At 29.9% G+C, this 14,914-nt stretch carries 16 protein-coding genes; 9 read left to right on the top strand and 7 right to left on the bottom strand.

Annotated features, from left to right (window positions below; translation table 11 throughout):
* The first annotated feature begins 45 nt into the window (after positions 1-45).
* On the top strand, positions 46-849 hold the full coding sequence (locus tag L2Z92_RS21235) for a glutaminyl-peptide cyclotransferase (protein ID WP_236456790.1): 804 nt from the start codon (positions 46-48) through the stop codon (positions 847-849).
* Here the strand turns inward: L2Z92_RS21235 and L2Z92_RS21230 are convergent, their stop codons facing one another.
* The 6 genes from L2Z92_RS21230 to L2Z92_RS21205 form a co-directional block, all read right to left on the bottom strand.
* Positions 850-1,368 carry a hypothetical protein gene (locus L2Z92_RS21230; protein ID WP_236456789.1) on the bottom strand — a complete coding sequence of 173 codons (519 nt, stop codon included), beginning with the start codon at positions 1,366-1,368 and terminating at the stop codon, positions 850-852.
* Positions 1,368-2,204 carry a GIN domain-containing protein gene (locus L2Z92_RS21225; RefSeq protein WP_236456788.1) on the bottom strand — a complete coding sequence of 279 codons (837 nt, stop codon included), beginning with the start codon at positions 2,202-2,204 and terminating at the stop codon, positions 1,368-1,370. The genes L2Z92_RS21230 and L2Z92_RS21225 overlap by 1 nt, the downstream gene beginning before the upstream one ends.
* 128 nt (positions 2,205-2,332) lie before the next feature.
* The gene (locus tag L2Z92_RS21220) at positions 2,333-3,073 is read right to left on the bottom strand and encodes a head GIN domain-containing protein (RefSeq protein ID WP_236456787.1); all 741 of its coding nucleotides are present in this window, start codon (positions 3,071-3,073) and stop codon (positions 2,333-2,335) included.
* Positions 3,074-3,105: 32 nt separating this feature from the next.
* A complete protein-coding gene (locus L2Z92_RS21215) occupies positions 3,106-4,836 on the bottom strand; it encodes a PspC domain-containing protein (protein ID WP_236456786.1) in 1,731 nt (576 codons plus the stop codon).
* 6 nt (positions 4,837-4,842) lie between these two features.
* A complete protein-coding gene (locus L2Z92_RS21210) occupies positions 4,843-5,178 on the bottom strand; it encodes a PadR family transcriptional regulator (protein ID WP_236456785.1) in 336 nt (111 codons plus the stop codon).
* Between the two features lie 172 nt (positions 5,179-5,350).
* Positions 5,351-5,806 carry a DUF4870 domain-containing protein gene (locus tag L2Z92_RS21205; protein ID WP_236456784.1) on the bottom strand — a complete coding sequence of 152 codons (456 nt, stop codon included), beginning with the start codon at positions 5,804-5,806 and terminating at the stop codon, positions 5,351-5,353.
* A 200-nt stretch (positions 5,807-6,006) separates the two neighbouring features.
* Between L2Z92_RS21205 and L2Z92_RS21200 the strand changes: the two genes are divergently transcribed.
* Both L2Z92_RS21200 and L2Z92_RS21195 read left to right on the top strand, forming a co-directional pair.
* Entirely contained in the window at positions 6,007-6,462 is a 456-nt protein-coding gene (locus L2Z92_RS21200) for a DUF4442 domain-containing protein (RefSeq protein ID WP_236456783.1), read from the top strand.
* Between the two features lie 83 nt (positions 6,463-6,545).
* On the top strand, positions 6,546-7,451 hold the full coding sequence (locus tag L2Z92_RS21195) for a TIGR01777 family oxidoreductase (RefSeq protein WP_236456782.1): 906 nt from the start codon (positions 6,546-6,548) through the stop codon (positions 7,449-7,451).
* Between the two features lie 53 nt (positions 7,452-7,504).
* Here the strand turns inward: L2Z92_RS21195 and L2Z92_RS21190 are convergent, their stop codons facing one another.
* Positions 7,505-8,170, bottom strand: coding sequence for a YceI family protein (locus L2Z92_RS21190; RefSeq protein WP_236456781.1), 666 nt, complete (start codon positions 8,168-8,170; stop codon positions 7,505-7,507).
* Positions 8,171-8,363: 193 nt separating this feature from the next.
* Here L2Z92_RS21190 and L2Z92_RS21185 point away from each other — a divergent pair, with 193 nt between their 5' ends.
* The 6 genes from L2Z92_RS21185 to L2Z92_RS21160 all read left to right on the top strand — a co-directional run bounded on the left by L2Z92_RS21185 (position 8,364) and on the right by L2Z92_RS21160 (position 14,880).
* Positions 8,364-8,897 (top strand): nucleotide exchange factor GrpE, encoded by a 534-nt coding sequence (locus tag L2Z92_RS21185; protein WP_236456780.1) that lies wholly within the window; start codon positions 8,364-8,366, stop codon positions 8,895-8,897.
* A 155-nt stretch (positions 8,898-9,052) separates the two neighbouring features.
* On the top strand, positions 9,053-10,177 hold the full coding sequence (dnaJ, locus tag L2Z92_RS21180) for a molecular chaperone DnaJ (protein ID WP_236456779.1): 1,125 nt from the start codon (positions 9,053-9,055) through the stop codon (positions 10,175-10,177).
* Between the two features lie 253 nt (positions 10,178-10,430).
* Positions 10,431-11,351: an ABC transporter ATP-binding protein gene (locus L2Z92_RS21175; protein ID WP_236456778.1), complete on the top strand. Its 921-nt coding sequence runs from the start codon at positions 10,431-10,433 to the stop codon at positions 11,349-11,351.
* Between the two features lie 42 nt (positions 11,352-11,393).
* Positions 11,394-12,707, top strand: coding sequence for an ABC transporter permease (locus L2Z92_RS21170; protein WP_236456777.1), 1,314 nt, complete (start codon positions 11,394-11,396; stop codon positions 12,705-12,707).
* Positions 12,708-12,710: 3 nt separating this feature from the next.
* Positions 12,711-13,538: a mechanosensitive ion channel family protein gene (locus tag L2Z92_RS21165; RefSeq protein WP_236456776.1), complete on the top strand. Its 828-nt coding sequence runs from the start codon at positions 12,711-12,713 to the stop codon at positions 13,536-13,538.
* Between the two features lie 178 nt (positions 13,539-13,716).
* Positions 13,717-14,880 carry a sigma-54-dependent transcriptional regulator gene (locus L2Z92_RS21160; RefSeq protein WP_236456775.1) on the top strand — a complete coding sequence of 388 codons (1,164 nt, stop codon included), beginning with the start codon at positions 13,717-13,719 and terminating at the stop codon, positions 14,878-14,880.
* Positions 14,881-14,914: the final 34 nt, after the last annotated feature.

The following is a 14,914-nucleotide window of genomic DNA, read 5'->3' as shown; positions in this document are numbered from 1 at the left end:
ATGTTCAAGTGATATTCATTTGAACATTTTTTTTAATTCTTATTTATGGATATTCGTTTGTTAGTTGTATCGTTGTTTTTCTTAACTGTTGCTTGTCAGGATAAAAAAGGGAGCACAGAATCTATTGTTATTGATAAAAAGCAATATGAAATTAAAAATGTTTTTCAGCACGATTTAAATGCTTTTACAGAAGGTTTGTTTTTTGATGATGCTATTCTTTATGAAAGTACAGGTTCTCCTGAAAGTTTACCTGAAACGGAGTCTGTGTTTGGAATTGTAGATTTAGCAACAGGAAAGATGGATGTTAAAGCTAAATTAGACAAACAAAAGTATTTTGGAGAAGGAATTGCTAAAGCGAACAATAAAATTTTCCAATTGACTTATTTGAATAAAACGGGATTTGTTTATGATGCTACAACATTTGATAAAATTGACACATTTACATTTGATAGTAATGAAGGTTGGGGTTTAACAAATATTGATGATGCTACTTTGGTAATGAGCGATGGAACAGATGTTTTGACTTTTATTGATGTTGAAGATTTGAAATCGGTTAAAAAAATAAAGGTTACTGAAAACGGTTTAGTGTTACAGAATTTAAATGAGTTAGAATTTGTTGAAGGCTTTATATATGCTAATGTATATACCCAAAATAGAATTGTAAAAATAGATATTAAAGACGGTAGCGTGGTGCGTTCTATTGATCTTTCAGGTTTGTATTATGATGCAAAAAATAAATCAAATTTAATCTTAGAGATGAATGGTGTTGCTTATAATAAAGCAAAGAAAACATTTTTTATTACAGGTAAAATGTGGCCAAATATATATGAGATTAAAATTTTAGAATAACTATTCTTTAAACAATCGTGCCTTTTGTACACTCATAACTGGAAAAGAAAGTACTTCTGGAACTTCTTCTGTGTTTTTTCCAGTCTTTTTAACTTTGTCTTTTTGCGTATACATTATTTCAAAATCAACATAGTTATCTTTAAAATGTTCTGTAGTTGTGAGTAAACTACCTTGTACTTCAAATATGGAATACAAGGTATTGTCTGCTACAAAAGCATTTAGGATAATTCCGTTATTTTCATCAATAACAAAAGAACCTTTTGCATTGTCTTTTTCTATGAGTGTATATTTTCGCTCTTGATCTATTTTTTCAGATTTATAAATAATGGTATAAATATATTTCCCAACGCTATCTGTAGGTAATAAATGCAATTCCATGTCGATTATTTGACTTCCTTTTGCATTATGAATATTAAGTTTTCCTTTGTATTTTCCGAAGAAATCATTTGGAAATGTAGTTTTATTTTGCGTAAAGGCAATTGTTGAAATGAATAAAAAAAAGAGTATGTAGCGTTTCATTATTTTTCCTTTTTATACAATGTTGCTGTGTTCGTGAATTTTTTCATGTCAATTTTTGGTTCGCCATACAATTCAATATCTGTTTTTCCAGATGCAGTAATTGCTATAGTTTCGACTACATTTACTTCGCACTTCGAATAACCTTCAATGGTTAAGTCCATGTTTTTTGCAGTAAACTTGTCAGCTGTTAAACTAGCATTGTTGTCCAATCTTATTTTGAAGTTTTCGGCATCACCTTCAATTTTAACTTTAGACTTTTCATACATATCTAATTTTACTGCTGGAGAAGCAACTAAAGCTTTTAATTCTGTATTTTTACTTAGTTCTAATGTTGTTTTTTGTGACTTTACATTAATTTCAGCTTCAGATTTATCATTAAGAACTAAAGTAAAAGAACCAGAATTTACATTTAAAAACGATGAAGAATCGTCAAAGTTTTTTATAGTGATGTTTTCTAATTGCAATTCATTTAAGGCAAATATTTTCGAATCATTTTTAGCGGTAATTGATGTTAATTGTGCTGCATAGTTAATTCGTATAGTGAATTTTTTTGCTCCACTAACATTTTTTAATGTATTAATTCGTAGTGTGTTTCCAGCTACAGAAAAATTAACAATATCATGAAGATTGTCATCAGCTTCAATTTCAATAGAAGCAGAGTCAGCTTTTACAAGATATATTTCTACATTATCTTCTATTTCAATATTCTCGAAATTTTCAACTTTTTTAATGGTATGTGTAACAATTTTTGAGCCTTTAATCTTTTCTTTTTTTTGTGCAAAAGTGAATGTAGTAGCAAATAATACTAAAAATAGCAAAGTGATTTTTTTCATCATGATAAACTCTAAATTTTATTTTCTTTTTTAAAACGCGCAATAATCATTCCAAAGGAAAGAATGTGGGTTTTAATATGAATGGCAAATATAAAAAAAAACATCAGCGCTTACTGATGTTTTTTTGAATGTTATTTTTGACTTACACTTCCTCCTGAGCTTTCGTCTACTATTAATGAATTAGGTTTGGATATAAATTCGACACTTCCACCACTAGAGGCATCTGCATTTAATTCTTCTAAAGCGTTTAAAACAATAGAACTTCCGCTTGATGAATTAGCTTTTGCTTTTTTAGCAAATAATTCGTCAAGGTTTATAGCACTTCCACTGGAAGCATCAGTAGTTAGTTGATTGGTTTTTCCATTAACAGTTATTGTGCTGCCACTACTACTTTTACAAGAAATTTGGTCTGTATTTGTTTTAACATTAATATTACTTCCGCTACTAGCTGTCAATTTTAATTTATCAAATTTCAGTTCATTGTTACTCTTAATTGCTGCTCCACTTGAAGATTTTATGTTTTCTAAATTTATAACATTAACATAAACTTTCTTCGAATCGCAATTGTTAATACTTGCGTCTGTATATATTTCAAGTACTCCATCTTTTACTTCTGTAAAAATATGGTTTTGCAAATTCTCATCAGCCTCAACAAGAACTTTTACATCATTTCCTTTCGTAATATAAACTTCTAATCCAGTTTGTGCAGAAATAGCGCTAAACGATTCATTTATTGTTCTGTTTATTGCTACAACATTTCCGTCTCCATCAATGCTATCTCCATTCCAGTTGGTGTTAAAACAAGATTGTAATAATAATGCAGTTATAATTGTAACTACAACTTTCGTAATTTGAATAATTAATTTAACCATGATTGCTAGTTTTTTTATAATTGTTTTTTTAGTTATTCTTTATTTAATTGAATATCTACTTTTCCATCTTCCGATTTAATTTTTAAGCCTTTTCCATCCATCTTTATCGTAACATTGTCATCTGTAGAACCTTCTTCTATATGAATATGACTTTCACTTTCTTCCTCATCATTTTCTTCTTCTTCACAGTTTAAACAAACCGCTTCATCTTCTCCAATTTTAAAAACATTTTCGCCATTTCCAGAATAGATATCAAAGAAGTTATTTTCATAATCACGATGATTTGTCCAATTTAAATTCTGAATTGTCTTATCTGGTTTTAAATAGGTTCCTTTTGGAAGGTAAATATAAATATCAACTTCTTGATCCCTAAATTTATTTTTAAAATTCGTTATAAAATAGTTGTCTAAGTTAATTCTATTTCCTTGAATGTCAAAATTATACTTAATTTTTTCAGCACGACTTGTAGCCTCTTTGTGGGATTTTCCTGTCGCTGTTTTTTCTATTTGAATGAATGGTTGATTTTCATTGGTTTTAAGAAAATGAACTTGCACGTCTGTAGAGTATATAATTTCATTATTTTTCTCATCGTGTGTGTATTTTTCTCTTACGCGTTGTTCAATACTTTTTGCATAATAATTATTGTATTGCATTCTTACATATAAAGTATCTGTTGGTTGCATGAAAATTTGTTCTTTCTTAACAGTTTTTCCATCAAAACCTATAGCGGTTGCTTGTTTAATTCCTAAGTAACAAGATCCAATTATTGAAACAATCCAAATTGCCAAAAGCGAATATTTTAGATAGTTTCCTATCGATTTCATGTTGGTTACTAAAAGCTTTAATCCTAATATTAATATGAAAAGTAATGGAATTCCAGCGGTTAATAAAAGCAACATTCCTTGAAGCCAAATTGGCACATCTAAATCGATAGGTGTATGGATATGATTAAAAATATAAGCATCTGGTAATGATGATGAAAAGATCATAATGATACTTGCTATAATTATTCCTAATAAAGCCATTGACGAAAAGAAAATGATAAATACACCAATAATTTTTGCCATTATTTTAAATATACCAAGAAAAACAGTACTTAATCTTGACCCTATTTGGCTCGCTCCATTTCTAGCAGTATTCGCTATTTTTTCGTGATCAAGATTGTTTAACTTTCCCGCAATATCATCTATTCCTTCCTTAACCTTTTTTTCAATATTTGAAATATTTATTGGTTCGCCCTTCATTTCTAGTTTTTGAGACGTAGTTAATGCTTCGGGTATTAAGATCCATAAAATCAAATAGATTACTAAAGATGTTCCAAAACTAATGAAAGGTGAGATTATGAATAAAATACGAATCCATAACGGATCAATATTGAAATAATGACTAAATCCTGAAGCTACACCACCAAAAATAGCATTGTCTCTATCTCTATATAAGCGTCTCGTTTTTGTGTTTGAAAAGTTAGACTTTGTTCCGCTACTATAATTGGTTTCCTCGTTGTCTATCATGTAGTCTTCAGGTTGTCCCATTATAGCGATTACTTCGTCTATTTCCTTTATACGAATAACTTGTGTTTCAGTTTTAATTCTTTCTTGAAATAATTCTGCAATTCTACTTTCAATATCGTTAATAATTTCGTCTCTTCCTTCTATAGAAAGTGAACGTTTAACAGCATCAAAATAGCGTGTTAATTTTTGATAAGCATCTTCATCTATGTGAAAAAAGAAACCTCCTAAATTTATACTTGTTGTTTTGTTCATGACTTTTTATTTTTGGCTTGGTTGTGTTATTATGTTTACAGCATCCGACAATTCTGTCCAAGTGCTATTTAGTTCGTTTAAAAATTCTTGCCCCACTTCGGTTAATTCGTAATATTTTCTTGGTGGTCCAGATGTCGACTCTTCCCATCTGTAGCTTAAGAGTCCGTCGTTCTTTAATCGTGTTAATAGAGGGTAAACCGTGCCTTCAACAACGAGTAACTTTGCGTTTTTTAGTGTTTCTAGAATTTCAGAAGTGTAAGCATCTTTTTCTTTTAATACGGAAAGTATGCAGAATTCTAAAACACCTTTTCTCATTTGAGCTTTTGTGTTTTCAATGTTCATAATTTACATGATTTTTTAATTAAACTGTTCGTTTTTTGATTTAGCCTGAACCTTTCAGACCCTTGATTGATTGATTGATTGATTGATTGATTGATTGATTGATTGATTGATTGATTGATTGATTGATTGATTGATTGATTGATTGATTGATTGATTGATTGATTGATTGAAACTATTTTATAAAATTAATGGTTAACGGATATTTATACTCTTCTCCATTAGCACTTTTTACAGAGGCATAAATTATAAGGAAGAACTCGCCTAACTTCATGAAAAGAAGTAATATCATTGTAATTACACCCAAAATAACCATTCCTGTTATATTCTCTGTTGTAAATACATCGCGACAAGTAACAATATTATTGTTTATTTCTAACCTATCGATTGTTTTGATTAACCAAATAACAAAGGTAGGTACCGCAATAATTAAAGCTATCAGACTGTAAAGAAGCATGCTTAACTGAAAGTTTAAAGCTTGCTTTCCATTATGATCTACGAATTCTGATTTATCTTTTCTTGTTGACCATAAGATTAAAGGGAAAATGTAATTTCCTAATGGAAAAATATATTGACTTAAAGTACTTAAATGTATTAATGAGCTTAAGCTTTTTTCGTTTGATGTTTTCATAATTAATAAGTATTGGTTTGATTTTGATTGATGATTTTAAATAAGTAATTATACTATAGCTATTAATTTCTTATACAAAGATAAGTCTAAAAAAAGGTATTATGTTACGCATAGTACTAATATTTAACATAAAATTAACATTTATAAAAAATACTATGAGCGCATACTATTTTTTCATATTTTTACAAAAAATACTAGATATGCAATTCACACCTTCAAAACTTAACGCTTTCATGTTCTTTAAGTTACCTTCTGCTTTTTGGAGTGGAGTAAGAGTAAAAAACATTTCTCAGGAAGAATGCTCAACAACCGTAAAACATAGATGGTTTAATCAAAACCCTTTTAATTCAATGTATTTTGCAGTGCAAGCAATGGCAGCAGAATTTACAACAGGAGCATTAGTTATGTTACAAGTTAAAGAGAGCGGAAAAAATATTTCAATGCTTGTTGCAAACAATAAATGTTCGTTTACCAAAAAAGCAGTAGGAAGAATAACATTCAAATGTAATCAAGGATTACTAATGAAAGAAACAATTCAAAAAGCGATCGATACCAAAGAAGGACAAACAATTTGGTTAACGTCTATAGGAACGAATCAAAAAGGAGAACAAGTTTCTGAAATGCAATTTGAATGGACGCTTAAAGTAAGGTCGTAAATATCATTATACATGTGTTAACTTTAGTTAATTAGCTTCATTATAGTATTTTTACTATGTATCTTTGTTTAAAAGCATAACAAATGAAAGTACTAATAACAGGAGCAACAGGCTTAATAGGAAGTGAATTAGTCGATTTGCTACTTAAAAACGGAATTGAAGTACATTATTTGTCTACTTCTAAATCGAAATTAGTTTCACAGTCAAATTATAAAGGGTTTTATTGGAATCCAAATTCTGGAGAAATTGATTTAGATGCTTTCGAAGAAGTAGAAACGATAATTCATTTGGCTGGTGCATCAGTTTCAAAAAGATGGACACCTTCATATAAGGAAGAAATAATTAACAGTCGAATCCTTTCTACACGTTTATTATATCAATCTCTATCTAAAAAACAAAATGTTGTAAAACAAATTGTTTCTGCCTCAGCTATTGGAATTTATCCAGATAGTCTTGATAAGGTTTACCATGAAGAAGATACAGAAGTGGATAATTCATTTCTAGGAGAAGTTGTTTATAAATGGGAAAATGAGGTAAGCGCTTTTGAAAGGTTAGGCCTTAAGGTTGCTAAAATTAGAATTGGACTTGTGTTGGCAAAAGATGGTGGCGCTTTGAAAGAAATGATGAAACCGATAAAATTAGGTGTTGGTTCTCCTTTTGGAAGCGGAAAACAATATCAATCTTGGATTCATGCTTCAGATTTAGTTGCTATTTTTTATTTTGTAATTCAAAATAAGTTAGAAGGAGTCTTTAACGGAGTTTCTCCTTATCCAGTTACCAATTCTGTATTGACAAAAACAATAGCAACTACTTTGGGGAAACCTTGTTTTTTACCAAATGTGCCAAAATTTATCATGAAACTTATTTTAGGGGAAATGCATGAATTGTTATTTGCTAGTCAAAACGTGAGTGCAATAAAGTTGTTAAATAAAGGTTTTCAATTCAAGTACGCTTCATTAGAAAAAGCATTACAGAATTTACTAAAATAAAAATGGAGACTATTTTTTGATAGTCTCCATTTTGGTATGATTTTGATAATGAATTATTTTTTTGCCTTAACATTAACTGTTAATTCAATTTCATCATCAACAAATTTATCTTTTAAATCATCAAAAATTGATTTTGATGCATAATTAACACCCCATAATGTTCTGTCAATTTTAAATGCACTTGAAACTAAAGCTACTTCAGTTTCAGAAACTGTAACTTCAGCAGGGAAACTTACTTCTTTAGTAATATCTTTAAGAGTTAAATCTCCAGTAACTGTTTGTACACCTTCTACTTCTGTAACGGTTTTGATTTTGAAAGTTCCAGTAGGGAATTTTGTTGTGTTGAAGAAATGATCTTCTTCTTTTTTATCACCTGTTCCTTTTAAATGAATTTCTAAATGCTCTTTGTCTTCGCCTTCAATGTCTGTAACATTAATAGAATTCATGTCTAATGTAAATGTACCACCAGTAACATTACTATCTGTAATATCGAAACTTCCGTCTTTTACAGTAATTGTTCCTGTGTGCTTTCCAGCTGGTTTACTTCCAACCCAAGCCACTGAAGAATTTGCACTGTCTAAAGTGTAGGTTCCAGAATAAGTAGGTTCCATAGCAACTTCTGTTACTGCTTCTTCTGTCGTTTCTGTTTTAGTTTCATTTTTACAACTTGTAAAGCTGATTAATGTGATTAAAGCGATACTTAAAATGCTTTTTTTCATAATTGTTTTAGTTTATGTAATTTTTATTTAAACTGAATAAGTAATATTATTCAAAATTAAATAAAATTTGAAACAAATATGTTAAGAGATTGTGAATATTTTATTTAATGACAATTTGGCATCTTTCTGTATTTGGCAATAGATTTGCTGTAATAATGAAGTGTGAAAAAAAGTTTAAAATAAAAATCAATATATGAATCCAGAAAGTACTGAAAACATCGAAGAAAAAGAAATTATTCAAGAGGAAAATGTTTCAGAAAATCAACAACCAGAACTAACGGTTGAAGAGCAACTTCAAGACGAATTAGCAAAAGAAAAAGATAAATTTTTACGTCTTTTTGCGGAATTTGAAAATTATAAAAAAAGAACCTCTAAAGAAAGAATAGATTTGTTTAAAACAGCAAATCAAGAAGTACTACAAGCAATGTTGCCTGTGGTTGATGATTTTGATAGAGCTTGGGCGCAAATTTCTAAATCAGAAGACGAATCGCTTGTTAAAGGTGTAGAATTGATTAAGGAAAAATTAAAATCTATTTTAGTATCTAAAGGTTTAGAAGAGGTTGAAATTAAAGCTGGTGATGCTTTTGATGCAGATTTTGCAGAAGCAATTACACAAATTCCTGCTCCTTCAGAAGATTTGAAAGGTAAAATTGTAGATGTAATTGAAAAAGGATATAAATTGGGTGACAAAATTATTCGTTTCCCTAAAGTAATAATTGGTAATTAAGAATACAAAACGTCAGTTCGAGTATTTATAACTCGTTTTCGAATTCCGAAGACGAGTTAAATTGTTTATGAAATCATTATATTGTCTTTTGTCGTAAATAAAAGCTAATAAATTAAAAGATTACATAGTAACTACTGACTAATAAATTTACACGTATGAAAAAAGATTTTTACGAAATATTAGGTATAAGTAAAGGTGCAGCTGCAGATGAAATTAAGAAAGCATATAGAAAAAAAGCAATTCAATATCATCCAGATAAAAACCCAGGAGATTCTACTGCTGAAGAAAATTTTAAATTAGCAGCAGAAGCTTATGAAGTTTTAAGTGATCCTGACAAAAAAGCACGTTATGATCAATACGGACATGCTGCATTCGATGGTGCTGGCGGTTTTGGTGGCGGTGGCTTTGGTGGTGGTCATATGAATATGGACGACATCTTTAGTCAGTTTGGAGATATTTTTGGTAGTGCTTTCGGTGGAGGTGGTGGTTTCTCTGGAGGAGGACAACGAAGAGTGAAAGGAAGTAACTTAAGAATAAAAGTAAAGTTAACGCTTGAGGAAATAGTTAATGGTGTTGAAAAGAAAATAAAGGTTAAACGTAAAATTCAAGCAAAAGGTGTTTCATATAGAACTTGTTCTACTTGTAATGGAAGTGGGCAAGTAATGAAAATTGCAAACACTATTTTAGGGAGAATGCAAACAGCAGCTACTTGTACAACATGTGGTGGTTCGGGTCAAATATTAGATCATAAACCAACTGGAGCAGATGTTCATGGAATGATAATGGAAGACGATACTGTATCTATCAAAATTCCTGCTGGAGTTGTAGATGGAATGCAATTAAAAGTATCAAATAAAGGTAATGAAGCACCTGGAAGTAATAGTATTCCTGGAGACTTGATTGTTGCTATTGAAGAACTAGAACATGAGTTTTTAAAGAGAGAAGGAGAAAATCTTCATTATGATTTATATATTAGCTTCCCAGAAGCTGCATTAGGTGTTTCTAAGGAAATTGAAGCAGTAGGTGGGAAGGTTAGAATTAAATTAGAAGAAGGAATTCAATCGGGTAAAATTCTTCGTTTGAAAGGCAAAGGTATTCCTAGTTTAAATAGTTATGGAAATGGTGATTTATTAGTTCATGTTAATGTATGGACTCCTAAGACATTAAATAAAGAGCAAAAAGCATTTTTTGATAAAATGTTGACAGATGAAAACTTTATTCCTTCACCTGAAAAATCTGAAAAATCTTTTTTTGAAAAAGTAAAAGATATGTTTTCATAAGTGAATAAAAATATATACATTTGGAATTCACTTTCTTATGGGAAGTGAATTTTTCTTTTTCATAGCAATTTTTCCCATCCTTCGTAAAAAAGGGGTGGGTTTTTTGTAACAAAAAAAATGTTTTACTACTAATTGTAAACATATTAGAATGAAAGTCTACTATGTCTATTGAATATTTGACAATCAAAAAAACGATTTTACTACACAAACCATTCTAAAATAAGGCAGTCTACTGCTAAATAATAAAAACTATATGAGTAATATTCTTGAAGTTAAGGATGTAATTAAGCAATACGGAGATTATACAGCCTTAAACAATGTTTCGCTTTCTGTACCAAAGGGAAGTGTGTATGGACTTCTTGGTCCAAATGGAGCAGGGAAAACCACATTAATTAGAATAATCAACCAAATAACAATGCCAGATGCTGGTACTGTTTTATTAGATGGAGAAAAATTAAAACCAGAGCACATACAATATATTGGGTATTTGCCAGAAGAAAGAGGGCTTTATAAAAGCATGAAAGTTGGTGAACAATGCTTGTATTTAGCGCAACTTAAAGGCTTGTCTAATCAAGAAGCAAAAAAACAATTAAAATATTGGTTTGAGAAATTAGGAATAGAAGGTTGGTGGAATAAGAAAATCCAAGAACTTTCCAAAGGAATGGCTCAAAAAGTACAGTTTGTTGTAACTGTTTTACATAAACCTAAATTGTTAATATTAGACGAACCGTTTTCGGGGTTTGATCCTGTAAATGCCAATTTAATTAAAGATGAAATTATAGAATTAAATAAGCAAGGTACATCTGTTATTTTTTCAACACACAGAATGGAGAGCGTTGAAGAAATGTGCGATTATATTGCATTAATTCATAAGTCAAATAAATTAATTGAAGGTAAGTTAACAGACGTAAAACAACAATATAGATCGAATACTTTTCAAGTAGGAATTTTGACCGATAATGTTGAAGGGTTAATGTATCAATTAACTCAAAAATATAAAATAGATCAAACTGATTTTAAATCTTTAAACAAGGATTTAAAGTTAGAAGTACAATTAGGAAACGATAATCCTAATAATCTATTATCAATTTTAACAAATTTCGGACAAGTGACCCATTTTGTTGAAAAAATTCCAAGTGTAAACGATATTTTTATTCAATCAGTAAGTGAGTAGTTTCAACAAAACAATATTTACTATTATTATAAGTTATAAAAAATGAAAACATTATTTTTAATTATAAAAAGAGAATTCATAGCAAAAGTGCGCAATAAATCTTTTATTGTAATGACATTCTTAAGTCCATTATTATTTGTTGGTATTGCTGTGTTGGTAGGCTATTTGTCTACTATGAATAAAGACAAAGCAACAGAAGTCGCTATTCATGATGAAGCTGGTTTTTTGAAAAACAGCTTTAAAAGTGATAAAAATATACATTATACCGATTTATCAGCAATGCCATTTGAAGTTGCTAAAGATACTGCTTCTAATAGTTATGAAGGAATGTTGTATATTCCTAAAGTTGATTCTTTAGGACAATTAAAGGATAAGGTAGAATATATTTCTGAAAGTAGTGCAAGCATGGACTTTATTGGAGATGTAGAAGATGTTGTAGATTCTGTTTTAACTTCAAACAATTTTAAAAGATTAGAATTAGACGAAGTAAAAATTGAAGCTGCACGAGAAACTTCAACATTAAAGCTATCTAAATTTTCTGGAGAAGAAAGTTTAAAAGGACTTAATGAAATTAAAGTTTTCATAGGTGGATTAATGGGATATATGATTATGATGTTCATTATTGTATATGGAAATTTTGTAATGCGAAGCGTTATTGAAGAGAAAACAAATAGAATTATAGAAATTATTATTTCTTCTGTAAAGCCCTTTCAATTAATGATGGGGAAAATTATCGGAAATTCATTTGCTGGAATTTTGCAATTTGCAATTTGGTTAGTCGTTGGTTTGTTGCTAATGTTTATAGCTCAAAATGTATTCGGACTTCAAATGGGAGGAACAGCATCAGTATCGCCAGAAATGATGGAAGCAGCTCAACAAACAGCTGGAATGGAAAAAATACAATCCTATGTTACTGAGATTTGGAATTTACCATTAGGTTTAATGATGTTTTGTTTTATGTTGTATTTCATAGGAGGATACTTTTTGTATAGTTCATTATATGCTGCAATTGGTGCGGCTGTAGATTCTGAAACAGATTCTCAACAATTTATGTTACCAATAATGTTGCCTTTAATCTTAGGAGTTTATATTGGCTTTTTTACTGTAATAAATGATCCACATGGTACTGTAGCAACTGTATTTTCAATAATTCCATTTACCTCTCCAATTGTGATGTTAATGAGAGTGCCATTTTTAGAACCAGAACATTATTGGCAATTAGTAGTTTCTGTTGTAACTTTGTTTGCTACCTTTATAGGGGTGGTTTGGTTTGCAGCAAAAATTTACAAAGTAGGTATTTTAATGTATGGAAAAAAAACTACTTGGAAAGAATTATATAAATGGCTTAAATACTAAAAAATGTTAAAAGCAATTAATGAAATAATCAATTTTAAAATTATTGATACAGATACAATCGATATTACTGTAGGAACCATTTCCTTGTTGATTATTGTTCTAGTAGCAACCAGTTTGGTTCTAAAAGCAATAAGAATAATTGTTACTAGAAAGCTGCCAAAAGAAGATAAAAATAAATTTATAAGTTTTTTTCAATTCATTCGGTACATCGTTTTCATTTTTGCGTTTATTTTTGCGTTAGATGTTTCAGGAGTAAATATGAGTGTCTTGCTAACTGCATCTGCGGCTTTATTAGTAGGTTTAGGTTTTGCACTCCAACAACTTTTTCAAGACATTATTTCAGGAATTTTAATAATAATAGATCAATCTTTACACGTTGGTGATATTGTTGAAGTCGATGGAAGAGTTGGAAGAGTATTAGAAATTAAGCTAAGAACTACTCGTGTAGTTACTAGGAATAATAGAGTTATGGTTATTCCAAACCATAAATTCATGTTAGACACCTTGTTTAATTGGACACAAAATAGTTTTACAAATAGAGAACAGGTTGATATTGGTGTCGCATATGGTAGTGATGTTGAGTTGGTTAGAAAAGTGCTTTTTGAATGTGCAAGAGAGTGTACTGAAGTTTTAAATGAACCTAAAGTAGAAGTCTTGTTTGAAGATTTTGCAGATTCATCATTAAATTTTTCATTATATTTTTATGTTTCAGATGGTATGAGTAGCCCGTATATAAAGAGTGACTTAAGATTTAAAATAGATGCAGCTTTTAGAAAAAATGGAATTTCTATTCCGTTTCCACAAAGAGATATCCACGTTATTAGTAAATAAAATCAATACAATACCATAGAAGAGGCTTCCTAAAATATAGGAAGCTTCTTTTTTTATTTGTAAATTGATTCATAATTAAATTTTAATTGAAAAAGAATTTGTAACAATTGTATAAGTTAGTTTTTGTGTTGTATTTTTGCTAACTTTAAAATCAATAATTTTTTAATAAACAACCATAATGCCGAAAATATTAGTTATTGAAGATGAGGCTGCGATTAGAAGAGTCTTAACGAAAATACTTTCAGAAGAAAATGATACCTACCAAGTTGAAGAAGCAGAAGATGGTTTAAAAGGGATAGAGAAAATAAAGAATGAAGATTATGATTTAATTCTTTGTGATATTAAGATGCCTAAAATGGATGGTGTTGAGGTTTTGGAAGCAACCAAAAAAATAAAACCAGAAATACCTGTTGTAATGATTTCTGGGCATGGTGACTTGGAAACTGCTGTAAATACTATGCGACTTGGAGCTTTTGATTATATTTCTAAACCACCAGATTTAAATCGCTTGTTAAATACGGTTCGAAATGCATTAGATAAAAAGCAATTAGTTGTTGAAAATAAAATTCTTAAAAAGAAAGTAAGTAAGAATTATCAAATGATTGGAGAAAGTGAAGGAATTAACCATATTAGAACAATGGTTGATAAAGTAGCTACAACTGATGCTAGAGTTTTAATTACTGGACCAAACGGAACAGGGAAAGAACTAGTAGCACATCAGCTTCATGAAAAGAGTGATCGTTCTACATTTCCATTAATCGAGGTGAATTGTGCTGCAATTCCTAGTGAATTGATAGAAAGCGAACTTTTCGGACATGTTAAAGGAGCTTTTACTTCGGCAGTAAAGGATCGTGCAGGAAAATTTGAAGCGGCTAATAAAGGAACTATTTTTCTAGATGAAATTGGAGACATGAGTTTGCCTGCTCAAGCAAAAGTATTGCGTGCATTGCAAGAAAATTTAATTCAAAGAGTAGGAGCAGACAAAGATATTAAAGTTGATGTTAGAGTTATTGCAGCTACAAATAAAGATTTAAAAGTTGAAATAGCAGAAGGTAGATTTAGAGAAGATTTATACCATCGTTTGGCTGTAATTTTAATTAAAGTACCTGCATTAAATGATAGGAGAGATGATATTCCAATCTTATTAAAGCATTTTGCTCAGAAAATAGCAGAAGAACAAGGAGCTGTGCCTAAACAATTTAATGATAAAGCAATTAAGTTATTGCAAGAATATGATTGGACAGGTAACATTAGAGAGTTACGAAATGTAGTAGAGCGACTTATTATTTTGGGAGATACTGAAATATCGGTACAAGATGTAAAACTGTTTGCTAGTAAATAATATTACGTGATTATTAATTTGTTAATTATGCTAA

Source organism: Flavobacterium jumunjinense (genome assembly GCF_021650975.2).
GTDB lineage: Bacteria > Bacteroidota > Bacteroidia > Flavobacteriales > Flavobacteriaceae > Flavobacterium > Flavobacterium jumunjinense.
This window is presented reverse-complemented; position numbering and strand designations above follow the sequence as displayed.